This is a genomic window from Candidatus Nitrosocosmicus agrestis, assembly GCF_008389435.1.
Classification (GTDB): domain Archaea; phylum Thermoproteota; class Nitrososphaeria; order Nitrososphaerales; family Nitrososphaeraceae; genus Nitrosocosmicus; species Nitrosocosmicus agrestis.
This window is the reverse complement of sequence record NZ_VUYS01000010.1, coordinates 73,197-87,170: the sequence shown is the minus strand read 5'-3', so window position 1 is coordinate 87,170 and position 13,974 is coordinate 73,197. Positions and strand designations below refer to the sequence as shown.

Annotated in this window: 12 protein-coding genes; 4 read left to right on the top strand and 8 right to left on the bottom strand. The window is 33.1% G+C overall.

All coding sequences use genetic code 11. The features are described 5' to 3' along the window. Positions 1–501: 501 nt before the first annotated feature. Together F1Z66_RS08120 and F1Z66_RS08115 are read left to right on the top strand one after the other, a co-directional pair. Positions 502–660: a hypothetical protein gene (locus F1Z66_RS08120; RefSeq protein WP_195907508.1), complete on the top strand. Its 159-nt coding sequence runs from the start codon at positions 502–504 to the stop codon at positions 658–660. Next, positions 621–1,712, top strand: a complete 1,092-nt coding sequence (locus tag F1Z66_RS08115) for a serine hydrolase domain-containing protein (protein ID WP_149863109.1) — start codon at positions 621–623, stop codon at positions 1,710–1,712. Before F1Z66_RS08120 ends, F1Z66_RS08115 begins: the two co-directional genes overlap by 40 nt. A 541-nt stretch (positions 1,713–2,253) precedes the next feature. Here F1Z66_RS08115 and F1Z66_RS08110 read toward each other — a convergent pair. Together F1Z66_RS08110 and F1Z66_RS08105 are read right to left on the bottom strand one after the other, a co-directional pair. Continuing rightward, positions 2,254–3,900 carry an MFS transporter gene (locus F1Z66_RS08110; RefSeq protein ID WP_149863108.1) on the bottom strand — a complete coding sequence of 549 codons (1,647 nt, stop codon included), beginning with the start codon at positions 3,898–3,900 and terminating at the stop codon, positions 2,254–2,256. 71 nt (positions 3,901–3,971) lie between these two features. Further along, on the bottom strand, positions 3,972–4,523 hold the full coding sequence (locus F1Z66_RS08105; protein WP_159357370.1) for a MarR family winged helix-turn-helix transcriptional regulator: 552 nt from the start codon (positions 4,521–4,523) through the stop codon (positions 3,972–3,974). Between the two features lie 651 nt (positions 4,524–5,174). On the opposite strand from F1Z66_RS08105, the gene F1Z66_RS08100 reads away from it, so the two are divergent. After that, positions 5,175–6,641, top strand: a complete 1,467-nt coding sequence (locus F1Z66_RS08100) for a molybdopterin-dependent oxidoreductase (RefSeq protein ID WP_149863106.1) — start codon at positions 5,175–5,177, stop codon at positions 6,639–6,641. 3 nt (positions 6,642–6,644) lie between these two features. Here F1Z66_RS08100 and F1Z66_RS15430 read toward each other — a convergent pair whose 3' ends face one another. From F1Z66_RS15430 to F1Z66_RS08090, 3 genes are all read right to left on the bottom strand, one after another. After that, a complete protein-coding gene (locus F1Z66_RS15430; protein ID WP_154670520.1) occupies positions 6,645–6,821 on the bottom strand; it encodes a hypothetical protein in 177 nt (58 codons plus the stop codon). A gap of 255 nt (positions 6,822–7,076) precedes the next feature. Further along, the gene (gene gnd, locus F1Z66_RS08095; protein WP_230207496.1) at positions 7,077–8,030 is read right to left on the bottom strand and encodes a phosphogluconate dehydrogenase (NAD(+)-dependent, decarboxylating); all 954 of its coding nucleotides are present in this window, start codon (positions 8,028–8,030) and stop codon (positions 7,077–7,079) included. A 288-nt stretch (positions 8,031–8,318) separates the two neighbouring features. Beyond that, positions 8,319–9,002: a cyclase family protein gene (locus F1Z66_RS08090; protein ID WP_159357369.1), complete on the bottom strand. Its 684-nt coding sequence runs from the start codon at positions 9,000–9,002 to the stop codon at positions 8,319–8,321. Positions 9,003–9,152: 150 nt separating this feature from the next. Between F1Z66_RS08090 and F1Z66_RS08085 the strand changes: the two genes are divergently transcribed. Continuing rightward, positions 9,153–10,553, top strand: a complete 1,401-nt coding sequence (locus F1Z66_RS08085; RefSeq protein WP_149863104.1) for an MGH1-like glycoside hydrolase domain-containing protein — start codon at positions 9,153–9,155, stop codon at positions 10,551–10,553. Between the two features lie 220 nt (positions 10,554–10,773). On the opposite strand, the gene F1Z66_RS08080 is transcribed toward F1Z66_RS08085, so the two are convergent. The 3 genes from F1Z66_RS08080 to F1Z66_RS08070 form a co-directional block, all read right to left on the bottom strand. Further along, positions 10,774–11,109 carry a cupin domain-containing protein gene (locus tag F1Z66_RS08080; RefSeq protein WP_230207495.1) on the bottom strand — a complete coding sequence of 112 codons (336 nt, stop codon included), beginning with the start codon at positions 11,107–11,109 and terminating at the stop codon, positions 10,774–10,776. Positions 11,110–12,319: 1,210 nt separating this feature from the next. Continuing rightward, positions 12,320–13,375: a polymer-forming cytoskeletal protein gene (locus F1Z66_RS08075; protein ID WP_159357368.1), complete on the bottom strand. Its 1,056-nt coding sequence runs from the start codon at positions 13,373–13,375 to the stop codon at positions 12,320–12,322. A gap of 287 nt (positions 13,376–13,662) precedes the next feature. Next, a complete protein-coding gene (locus F1Z66_RS08070) occupies positions 13,663–13,845 on the bottom strand; it encodes a hypothetical protein (RefSeq protein WP_149863101.1) in 183 nt (60 codons plus the stop codon). Positions 13,846–13,974 lie beyond the last annotated feature (129 nt).

The window sequence follows — 13,974 nt, the reverse complement described above, 5'->3', positions numbered from 1 at the left end:
AAGCCATATCGTTACTAAAAAATTTCATAATTACGGTAATTTATGAAACGAATTCAATTGTTTGTATAATTCTGTTTTATTATGACAATATTAAAACAGAGAATGTTTAAACCACAGGGTTGCCATGGTTGCATGGTTGTATTGTTAGCACTTGTACCTTATAGTGCAATATCAAGAATGTCGATTTGTTTGAATTATCTGCTGGTGATCGATTACAAAAAATGAGTAATTCTTATCTTTAATTTCCCGATTCTTATCAATAATAGACATAGCTTATTTGATGATTAACTTTCTTCATCAAAGTTCTTATTTGATCACTACATCAAATTGCTTTCAAGATTATCGCTTTATTTCGCAGACCCCAAAACACAAGTATGTATATATTCCATTGCTATTAGCACGTTGTATCTTGATTTTAATTCCTTTTTCAACAAAATTGTTGATTTATTTTCCGTGGTGATAATTTCAAATGTATTATTAACCACTAGGATGACAAGTCCTGTGGATGCATCATTTCTTAGCACGACAAATCCAAAAGAAGCTGTACCGCAAAACAACCAATTGAATCCGTCATCAAATTATGCTATATCAGATGAGGTGCAGGAAGCCATCAAAAGCATATCTCCAACAGTAATAGTACGAACGCTGCTATTATCTTAGGTTATGTCGATCCAAATGGAACCCAGTTTTATGGTTATGGTAATAAATCAGGATCAATTAATTCCCAAGTAGACCAAAATACAATTTTTGGTATCGGTTCGATCACAAAAGTATTTACTACAATACTACTTGCTGATATGGTAAATGACGGACTGGTAAAACTTGATGATCCATTGCAAAAATATTTGCCTTCGAATGTGACGATACCGAAATACAGTATACAAAATATGACTCTGGAAAATCTAGCCACCCACACTGCTGGATTACCCGAATTCCCAGATAATTTTTGTAAAGATTATTGGAATAACTTTGATCTCAACCATACTACTGAATATCGAATGAAAATAATAGAATGTTCTCAAAAATATTTGCCCTCCGAACTGTATCAGGGTCTCGCCAATACTTCAATTTCAACAGAATTTGGTTCAAAATTTGGATATTCATCTTTTGGTATGGGGTTATTAGATAATATTTTAGCCTTAAAGTCGAATATGTCTTATGACGATCTTTTAGAAAAGAAAGTTCTATCAATGCTAGGTATGGTTAACACTAGCATTACTTTAACAGAGGAACAGAAATCTGATTTGGCTGTGGGACATATTAATGGAGATGAACTTCCCATGTGGAATCTAGCCCCTGTGATGACCCCCAGTGGAGGAATATATTCTACTGCTAATGATATGCTCAAATTTGTCTCAGTTAATATTGGGTTGATCAAGACCAAATTGGACGCAGCTATGCAAGAATCACACTTGATTCGACACTACAATGGATTTTTGGGACCAAACAATGTTCAAGTATCAGATAACAATAGCGGTGAGGGATTTTATGTCGGATTAGGACGGATGATAAATACCAATTATGGTAGTGAAGTAGTATGGCATAATGGTATAACTGCCGACGGATTCAATTCGATAATTGCATTTAACCCATCGACTCATAAAGGAATCGTTTTGCTCTCCAGTGCAGACCACAAAGACATTGATATTGCAAATATTGGTCTATTACATAAAGAAGGGTTTGCAAATTTGATATGGAATCTACTTTACTAGTTCTCGTAGATTGATTTAGACAGATAAATTAAAATGACGATCCTGAAATCAAATCAACTTACTTTATTGGAAAACGCGTTAAAGTAGTCATACTATAATTAAAAAGGTTACATAATTTTCATCATCTTTTTGAAACATCATGGGATAAATCTTACAACCAGTTTGTTTATTTTTATATCTCATATGATTATTGTAATTGATATCTGATTCGACGGAATTAATTCCGTATGGATAAAGATTAGGATAAATCAAATTTATTTTCAGCTTTTTACGCTCTCAAATTATTTGGATGCAACCTAGTTCAACAAATATCATTGTTTCCAAGTATTAGTTGCAGAACAATAGGTAAACAAGAAATTTAATAATTTGTTATTAATCTGACAGCAACCATATTTTTTGTTTTTAATCTTGTTCTCGAGGGTTTAAAAGATCTTGTATCAAACTCACGTAGATACTCATTAAGCCTAACAATATATCATAGGATAGGGTTAAAATATCTTAAAAAAATAGGGATTATCCATCCCCATGTATCTAAAAATTCTTAGGGAATAATTCCGGCTGAAGATTTTACTTTTTTCTTTAGGAATATCGATATCAAAATTGACATGCTCGATAACATCACCGCTGTGAAGAAAATAAGATCAAACGAAGAGGATGAAGGTAGGAGCTGATGTATTCCGTTTGTTGATATTGCAGTTTGATTTGCTTGCATATACATAGCAGCTAAAGCTGGACCAATAGAGCTTCCGACAATTCTCAGCATACTACTCATCCCTATTGTTGCCCCAGAATATTCTCTAGGTGTAGATACAAGGATTATATTCATGGCACCTACTGCAGCCAAAGATAATCCGGCAGATATGATTCCAAGTCCAACGGATATCAGTACCTCAGACGAATGGAACAATAGTATGAGGAGAAATCCTATTGTTGTTAATATAGAACCTACTATTGTTGGTTTCATGGAACCGTATCTAGATATGATAAGCCCGGATGTAGGTCCAAACAGCAAAAGTACAATTGCAAATGGCAATTGAATTTGTCCAGTGTCAATTGGATTTCCACCAAATCCGACTGGTTGTGGAGTCTGGACAAGTATTGGAATCGTCTGAAACACCATAAACATTGACAAGCCTATAATCATGATTATAATACTTGAAATCAATATCCGTGGTTCCAAAAATATTTTAAAGTTCAAAAGCGGATCCTTGGCACGTCTTTCTGCAACTATAAACAGAATCAAAGATATTACTGATACCACGAAAAAAGATAAGGCTATCGAAACAGTATTTTGATTTGAAAGAACATCATTTTCAGAGACATCGGGATGCGATAACGTTATACCCAACAAAAATGAAGTAATGAGGATTGCAAGTAATATTGAACCTTTTATGTCAATCTGTCTATTGCTTCCGGACCTGTAAGGTCTTCCAATATGAGAAGGGTCTACTTCTTTTTTGTTCTGAGTAATATTCGTTTTAATACCGGTATTTGGTACTTGTGTTTTATATTCGTAGGATTTATTTTCATTAATAAGCTTCTTTATTGCCAACAAGAGTATCATAGCAACAGGAATTATCGTTATGAAGGTCATTCTCCACCCAAAGTAGTGTATTATAATACCTCCAACAGAGAGACCTATCACAGAACCTATTGCAAACATAGAGGTTATGATTCCTTGGGCAAGTGATATTTTGTTGATAGGAAACTGATCCCGTGCAAGTCCAAATGCTATTGGAAACATCGACATTCCAATACCTTGTACAGTCCTTCCAAATATCATCATGTAGATGTCATTTGAAATCGCTCCAACAATTACTCCAGCTGTATACACTAGCATTATAATGAGCAATATTTTCTTCCGTCCGTAAATATCAGAAAGTTTTCCAGCTATAGGAGTCATGACTGCAGCTGAAACAAGATAAGCTGTTAAAAGCCACGAAGACAATCCATAGTTTATATGAAAATTATCAACTAATGTTGGAATTGCAGGTATCAACATAGTCTCTGCATACATTACCATTGTAGCAATACAGCTTAAGATAATGAGGACCTTCCATGAATAAAAAGGAATTTTTTCTCCATGTTGGTTGGATGTGGTAGCATTAATACGAGTTAATTGAATCTTAAATGTCCTGTAATAATTCTTTTTTTTATTATGATTAGACTCTTTTTTACTTGAAACCATGGTTTTAACCTTACCAAGATAAAGGGAATTTAAAAGTAGCAGACTTAGTTTGCAGATTATACATTCTTTCGTCAGCCATCAATTCTACTACGGTTCATCCTTTGTGGCATTTCTGCCCCATCCATCCGAGCAAACAATAATTCTTGCTGTATTTTAGATTGCACGTTATCCCACATTTTATCCAGAGTTTTTTTAGTAATTGATAATTCGTCTTGCGAGATATTTGAAAGAATAACATTTTTTAATTTTTCCCCGTAGGTGATTACGTCTTGGATTATTTTATCAGAATTTTCTGTTAATACAATCCGGTTATTACGTCTATCATTTCGGTCCGGCTGTCTAGAAACTAATCCATCTTTTTGCAATTTGTCAATGATTGGAATAACGGTAGAATCCTCAATTCCAATATTAGAAGCAATCTCTCTCTGAGTCAGACCTTTATTTTTACCTTCTTCAGAATTGGCTTTTTTAAATAGAACAGTAATGACCCTCCATTGACCATAGGTAATGCCCACTTTGGCACGCAACATTTGATCAACCGTATGAATTAATGCTTTTGCAGTCCTGTTTATCAAGAATAAGAAACTCTCTTCATAATTAATTGTAGGCCCATACTCAGACATATACATAGTATACTAATTATTAATATATAAATTATATGCATACAAAATATAAATATGATGGGATGAGATTTGACCAAATGATAACCTAGACATTTTGCCGCTAAAAAAGATAAACATAAAAAAGACAGAATCTGGTTTGTGCCCTCTCAAATTGAGCGATGAAAATAAAACTTGTAATCTGGGTCGAACAAAATCCGGAATTATTGGGCAAAATATTCTAGGAAATAAATTATTTTCCATATCTTTAAACAATGACCAATCGAGAAGGCTTCAGGGGATTATTTCGTCCTAGTTCCAAGTTCTATAGAAATTATTGTGATACCTGAATGAGTGTTTCAGTCAGTTTTTCCCAATAAAAAGATCTAAAGTATTAGCTTGTAAAATAAACATTATTCCAAACCTCAAGACTTTACTTCCATATAATAAAAAAGCCAAGTTTGTTAAAGCGGTAAATCATATAGGTGTGATTATACGAAAATATTAGTTTGCTATCCTTAAATAGTTTTTTTCATGTATCAACATCAAATGAAATGCAATGTGACTCACAGCACATCCACTTTTGGTCGAGTTTTTAGATTAAAAGTAACCAATATTGATAAAGAGAACTTAAAACTACTCTATATAGATTATCTTACCCGGTAGGTATTTCTGATGGTAATAGATGATTTTCCATTCTGGCTGAGATTTGCTCACTTTATTAATTTAATATTTATAGTATTGCTGATACGTAGCGGTATAGAAATACTTAGTGCCTTTCCTAAATTATATTGGAATGACCATGCAAGGCCCGGCACCGAATGGATAAAATTTACAAAAAAGAAATTTTTACCTAGTTTTGAGAAAAGAGTATGGATTTCTCTTGAAGAAGAAAAATCCTTTCCCTCGTGGATATCCCTTCCAGGTCATAAAAATCTCGGAATGGGAAGACATTGGCATTTCTTTTCAATCCTTTTCTGGATTGGTAATGGTGTCGCGTATTATATTCTTCTCTTTACAAGCGACCAATGGCAAAGACTTATCCCTACGTCATGGTCAATATTTCCAGACGCTTTTCATGATCTAACCTTATATGCAAGTTTTCAATTCAATCTTTATGGCAATCCTTATGACTCGATACAACAGTTAACATATTTTAGCATAGTGTTTTTACTTGGTCCTTTTATGATTGCAACGGGTGCTGCGATGTCTCCTGCTATTGGTGCTAGGTTTCCACAATATCCAAAGATATTTGGGGGACGACAGGTCGCACGCAGCCTACACTTTCTAGGAATGGTAGGATTTGTTCTTTTTATAATTATACATATAGCCATGGTAATGTTATCTGATTTTTCACAAAACATGGGCAATATTTTCTTAGGTCATGCTACAAGTCTAGGTATTGCTATCGGAATATTTGCACTTTTTGTTCTCATAGTTCTAGCGGTCAATATTTGGGCTACCGCCATTTCACTTAGGAATCCCAGATTTGTACAGGTTAAACTAGGTGCTTTAATAGAATATTTCAGACGTATCCTATTTAGAAAGGCTGTATCAAGACAGCAGTTTTCAAAATCAGAAGTAACACCTTTTTTTAGAGTCAACGGCTACCCTCCAGAAACAGATGAATACAAAAAACTATTAGAAAATAAGTTTGTCGATTGGAATCTGGATGTTAATGGATTGATTGAAAATCCCATCAAACTTTCACTCGTAGACTTGCATAAATTAAAAAAAGAAACACAAATTACAGAACATTCTTGTATTCAAGGATGGACTGCCATAGGAGAATGGGGTGGTTTATCTATGGATTACATTATTTCGGTATGTAAGCCACTTTCTCAAGCAAAATATATTGTCTTTCATTCCTATCAATATACGAATGGGTATCAATTTTATGAAGCAATACCTATGGAACTTGCAAAACATCCTCAGACTATACTAGCATATGAAATGAATGGCAATCCTTTAGATGTACCTCACGGTGCACCTCTTAGATTAAGAGTAGAAACACAGCTTGGATATAAAATGGTAAAATGGATAAAATCTATCGAATTTGTATCAGATTACAAGCACATTGGAATGGGACATGGAGGGCATCGAGAAGATCATATGTATTATGATTTAGGTGCAGGAATATAATTATTAATATTTATGAGCATAGGTTTTTTGATTCAACGGGTTTATTTTATACTCTAACTTATAGTTTGAAAAAATTCTCGTCATTTCCTTACATCCTTGGGTTGCAATTATATCTTCCACAAAGAAAGCAATTGCAGGGTTTCGTTTTTCTATTTCTGACAAGATGTGTGATACATTCAATTAGCCCTAATCACCACGTAGTAAAAGAAGCATGAATATAATACTCTAATTTTAAAAACCTCCTGGTTATAGTTGTCACGACCTTCTCCATATGAATCAAGTCTTACCTTCAATTGGAATACTTTTGGTATAACTGCTTTCAGATAGTTATGATAAAAAATGGATGCTTAATTGTATTGGAGCAAAGAACTTATTTAGTATGGCATCAAAAAAGATTAGATCCACTGCCAGATTTATTGGATAAATACAGATATACTATATCTTAGTAATCCTGCTTGTAGATCGTTCTTTTATTATATCTTCATTTTTTCCGAAAGGATGACCGCCAAATTCGTGTCTCATTAATGCAATAGCTTTATAGGTAATGATATCTTTGATACGAGATCTAAAAAGGCTCATTATTGATGCAGAAATTACAGGAATTGGAATCTCTTTATTGATTGCATCCTGAATAAGCCAATTGACTTCGCCGGTATCTTCGATATAACTTTGTATTTCACTGAAATTGGTTTCTTTTAGTCCTTTTTCCATTAACTCAACTAACCATCCTCGAATAACTGATCCATTCGACCAATTGTGAAATATCTCTTCTAAATTCAGATTGAAATCATTTTTTTCCAAGAGTAATGAGACACCTTCTCCTATTGCTTGCAGCATTCCAAATTCTATACCATTATGCACAAGTTTTACAAAGTGCCCACTTCCCGGTGCGCCTGTATGTACAAATCCATCACTATTTATTGCTAATTTCTTTAGAAAAGGTTCAGCTATTCTTACTCCTTGATCTCTGCCACCCACCATAAAACATGCACCATGTCTAGCACCATCTATCCCCCCACTTGTGCCACAATCAAGAAAGTAAATTCCTTTTTTATACAATCTTTTTTCCCTTTCAATAGAGTCCAAATAAAATGAATTACCACCATCCAGTATTACATCACCTTGGTTTAAGTATGGTAAGAGATCTCCTATCACTTCATCTACTGTATGGCCAGCTGGTAAAGAAAGATAAATAACTCTAGGGTTACCCAAAAAAGAAAAAAATGAATCATAATCAGTAACTAACTTAACACCTTGGTTTTCTAACTCTGGCTTACCATTTCTTACTTTGCCTACTACAGAAATGTTTTTTTCAATTGCCTGTAAAGATAAATTTCCACCCATCTTGCCCAACCCTACAATACCTAACTTCATTTCATTAATTGACAATTATTACAGGTTCAAAGTAATATTATTTAAGTTAGTTTATAGATTGTTATTTTATTAATCGTAGATCAATGCACTTTCAAACATTAGACAAATTAAAAACTATAAGGCAAGTTATCAAATAAATATAGAATCGACAACTATATTGAGACCCCAAAAAAATTAATCAAAAAGAAAAAATAGACACGGTCAGAATTAGGAAAAAATTTTTAATGATCCAGGTAGATAAATAGAAGAATTATGATATTATTATTAATAGGAATGAGATAATACCATAATATTCAAATTAGTTCAATAATCGATATCAAATAGTATAGCTCTAGACGGAGATCCATCTATACCCTTAAATGATAATGGTAAACATACGAGGAACATTCTTTTACCACACAATTCCTCAAGGTTAGAATTAAGATTTTCTATTATTCCAACCCCATTAGACAATAGTATGTCATGACAAACCCCATCCTTTGTTCCGTATTTTTCAATACTCATTGTATCTATTCCAACGCATTTTATCTTATTGTCTACGATCCACCGTGCTGCAGGTGGCTCTATAAATGTAAAATTATGTTTGGTGTCCATATGTCCCAAATAACAGTCTTTGCTTGTGCCAGTATAAAGCAAAATAATGTCGTTTTCTTTGACTTTTGTTGATTCGAAATAACTTTTTAAATCAGAATCTGTAATTCCTTCACCAATTTTTTTCTTTTTAGAAAAATCAACTATGATGCATTCTCCTATGAATTTATTAAGAGGTTCTTTATCAATACTGTTACCATAGTTTAAAAAATGGGTTTGAGCATCAATATGTGTCCCTGTATGAGATCCCATAATAATTTTAGTAACATTAAAATTGTCATTTTCTTTCGTGTGATAAGGCATAAAATCCGGTTCAGGATCTCCAGGATATACGGTCATATCTTTACTTATTGTGTGACTAATATCATAAATTTTTTCAGAAATCTTTACAGTCATGTTTAACATTCTATTTACAGGCTAAAAAATCTATACTATTCTACTAATACAATAGAGATTGTTTGTCTTCCCCTATAACTTGTTGATGGTATTAAATAGTATAATTATTAAATGGTCATGTATCTGACTTATTAAAAGGTTGTAAGAATCGTGACTTCAAAGGAAGAGAAGGAACAACAAGAAACCATTTTATATAATAAAGCAAAAGAAATACTGAAAAAGAATTGGAATGGAAGATTTACCATTCCTTCACCAACGCTTTATCCTCACCAATGGAGTTGGGACGCAGGTTTTATAGCGATAGGTAACTCATATTCGGATATTGAGAAATCTATTAAAGAGATTGAATTTCTCTATGATGCACAGTGGAAGAATGGTATGATCCCTCATATAGTATTTAATGAAAAGGAGAGAACATATTTTCCGGCTGCTGATTTTTATGATATAAAAAGGTCTGAGAATGCACCCGCGACTATAGGAACATCAGGGATGACACAACCCCCAGTGCATGCAATTTCTTGCTACTACATATTTATCAATTCAACAGACAAAACTAGATCTATAGAATTTCTAAAAAGAATTTATCCTAAACTAAAACTTTTTCATAGATTCTTAATGACCGATAGAGATCCAGAAAGATCGGGTCTTGTGACTATATTTCATCCCTGGGAATCAGGGCTGGACGATTCTCCCATATGGGATGAACCCATGTCAAGAATAAATGTAAAGGATCTTCCGGCATTCAAGAGATTAGATATCATCGCCGTAGGAGGGCCAGATGCTGCAGATACAATTCCCAGTAATTGGGAGTATGACCGATTCATATACCTAATTGAATTAATGAAAAAGTATGATTATGATCAAAAAAAACTTTATGAACTTTTTCCTTTTAAAGTAAAAGATATCGTATTTAGCTCTATTTTATATGTTGCAAATAAATTTCTAATTGAAATTGCGAAAATAATTGGAGAAGATCTAAAGGAAATAAATGAATGGTTGTCAAGGACCGAACAAAACTTTCACAAATATTTCTTTAATTCATCCGATAGCAGAAATAATACGGCAGCAAAATTAGGTTCAAATGAAGAAAGTTTGTTCTATGATTATGATCTGATTCAAAAAAAATCAATAAAGAAGAAAACAATTTCTTCACTTATTCCAATATATACAGGATTATTATCCAAAGAAGAAGCAGAAGTAATTGTTAGATGGATAACTCACGCTCATTTTTGTGGAGAAGGAAGTTATTGTCATGTTCCAACTATTCCTAGTACTGACCTTGAGGTATCTTATTTCAAACCAATTACCTACTGGAGAGGGCCAGTATGGATCAACACTAATTGGATGATTTGGTTAGGACTCCAAAAATATGGCTATTTCAGTGAGGCAAATCTAATAAAAGAAGGAGTATTTGAATTGGTCAAAAACCATGGTTTTCGAGAATACTATGACCCTTATAAAGGACAAGGTTTAGGTGGGAGAGATTTTTCATGGACTGCATCTTTAGTTATTGATATGTTAATGAACAAAGGAATTGGTATCCCACCATAAGAGGTACACACTACTTTACGATATTATACACCTCTCAATATCTAACTATATTATTCAAATTTTGCTCTAATATAGTAAGCCACGGTAAACAAATGGCTAAATTCTTACTAGCCAAATTGATTGATTTAAAATAGATTTATTGATTAATTAAATTGACACATTTTAGAATTTACTAGCCGGTATATTCTATGTTATGAAAATATTGTATCTTGTAAGGGACTTATGTTGATCTTAAAGATCCTTCATCTTTTTTTCCAGTAAAACCGCCAAATGCCAAGAATTCGATCATTTCTTCTCCATTATTGATTATAGTATGTTCTGTTTCTGGTGGAATGTATAAAATGTCTCCATCTCTAAAATTTGCCGTATCGTCATCTAATTTGATTGTTCCTTTACCATGGAATATATAATACAATTCTTCATGGTCTTGGTGTATATGTCTTTTATACGATAAACCTGGTTGAAGTCTAGCCAAGGAAACATATGTAATAGATCTTAAGCATTGGAATATTGGATCAGTATCAACGTCGATATCGCCCATAGTTTTAGTATTCATCGTAAGTAACCTCCAATCTATGCCGCTCTTATGAGCTATTGTAGGATATACCTCTCGCCAATTTCTCTTTATTATCATACAAGATATTGAATGTTGAAAATGTTTAATAGATATATTCTAAAATAAATGATTTTGATTTACCCTCATAATCGTTTAAATAAATTACAACCTAAAGAAACAATGGCCTTTGCTAATCCAGTACTATAATCATTAGCTATTATGCAGATAATTGGTTTATACCAATATTAGAAAATGCAAAGATTTTAAACATATCTATTTTTTTATTTTTATTTTAAAATCTCGACTACTTTTTAGTTTCTGGAAAAACAGAGGCAGGATTTTGACCTGTCATAATTTGTCTATCACCCACAACAAAGGATCAAATTTTCAGTTTTCTCAAATTTGTCTTCTAATTCTTTCAACTTGTCTTCCAACAAAAAAACCCATATCTTGCTTGACAATTTGCTCCTACGAATTAGCAAATCTAGTTACTTTCTTGTTTTTAGTAGAGAAATTGTTGTCCAAGTCAGGAGACTGCAATAAACTTGTTGCACCACAACAAGCCGAAGATATGACTTTTTTTGTCGTTGAAATACCTTCCCCCTACTTATAAAACCCTTCTTTCAAATCTCAGACTAGACCATAAATACCAGGTAAGAATAAGGTATTGTAGTTATTCACCCAAATTTGTCCTAAAACTAAAGTATTTTCTAACTTCTCTTTAACTACTTGTTTGATTATATTGAAGATGTTTGATGGATTCAGATTGATTTTCAGTTTTTAAACCAATATACAAGAGGTTTTCCACCCTTCATAAATAAAGTGGTAAAGCATATGCCATTATCTACATATTCCTAGCAATGGCTGATGAATTCTTCAAACCAATATTCGGTTTTGTCTGTATTTCCAAGTTGGCCATTGGTAAGTAACCAAACAGACCTTTTTTTGTAGAAAAGTGATGCACTTTAATACATATAAACCGGGCACAAATAGTCCATTTCTTGAAATTCTCCAAAAGTATTTACTAATTGATTTGTCACTTTGATTGAAAGGAAGTGACTTCATCAATAATCCATATGGGCTTGAATTCCAGAAACGGATTAGGAGAAAGATGTTTCCTACCACAATGTCTTGTATAGTTATAATATTCATTTATTTTGTAAGTGTAGTATGTAAAGCATCGGCCAATAGGGTCGATCACAAAATAAATTCATGTGTTTACATTCTGTTCAAAAGCAGGAGATCTACTTTTTCGAATAGCGTAGTATATAGATCCAAATCCTGCACTAATTACTATCACCTGAACTATAGGACCAACATATGGAACAGGAATGATGTATAAAAGATTCAGTATGACAAATCCAATTATAAAAGACGAAATGTTGTGAATAGCTCTAGACGACTTTTGTCCCAGTAACTCGAGAATTTTTTTTCCAATAATAAAAGACACTACCAATGACGAAAGCATTAATCCTACAAGTAAAATCATCAATCCAAAAACCGATACGGGAATTCCAACTACTGTTACTGCTGACAGCACTATCACTATTACAGACAAAATAATCAATAGAAATCCGACGACCGTGTTTTTTATGACTGATTTTTTCATGCTTGATCGTACTGCATCAAACTGATTTGGGAATAATTTGACAAGTATAATACCCAAGATACCCAATCCTATAGCAAGTAAGAAATTAAATAGATCCAGCCAGCCTTTTGCATCTTGCAGATTGGACTCTTGTTTTATTACCTGTAAATCTCCTACAGTACCATTATTAACGAAATTGTCAGTCATTGCTTTTAATTGCCCTGATATGATACCATCTTGTTTTATAGTTGCTCCTGCAACGTATGCATCATTGGTAATAGAAGACGTATTTGCAAAATGTATGCTATTAGCTGCCACTATCGCATTTGTAGTTTTTCCAAATAATTCTACATCGCTTGCTGCAGCTACTATTTTACCTGTAACATTAGAATTTATTTCCACCAATCTTGCAGCCGCAAGTAGGTCACCATCTATGAATGCATTAACATAAATATTATTAGCAAACACCATCGCTCCTTTCACGGGTGCATCAATTGAAACTGTTTCTCCGAATATCATGACTTCATCTTGAACTGGTTCCCTTATCGCAATCTGATCACCCGATATAACTTGTAAAGCAAAGGAACTATCATGAACAATATATGGCAACACAACCAAAGCAGTAATGCAAAAAATGGACAATAATATCATGCTAAATGTTTTGTCATTTTGTGACATTTCATTTAAAAACCAAGTTCTAATCAACATAATTTCATTGAATAATATATATTTAAACCAACTTCTTCTATAAACCGCTATTTATAATATGCATGTGAACCCGGATTGGAGGATCAAGTCCTCATTAGGATCGGGTCCCACAATATTAAAGCAGCAAGTATGCAATCTCTACAATACACCGTAAGAAAACTCGGAAGTAGGGTCGGAAGAGCCACAAACATATCATGCCACTTATTCATGAATGATTCAAAACGGTCATAAAATTGCAAAGTAACCAAGTAAATATCTTAAATTTTTGATGAAATTTGTAGAAACGGAACAGATAGAAATATTGATGAAAGAATAGATGAAGATCCAGATTTTACCGAAATTTCAGGAGAGTCCAAACCACATCTGTCTAATGAGAGGTTATTAACACCAAAAAAATCAATAGGACTCTCTTCATTTGGATCTTCTCCAAAATGATACAATTATTCTTCTCTTCTTATCATTTAAAGTTAATCCAACAAGCCCCTGAAGAACTTTCCTGCTATTGGCATAGCAAATAGATTCAACTTTTAATTTATAACATTTGATTAAAAGATTATTTAGGAGGAGTC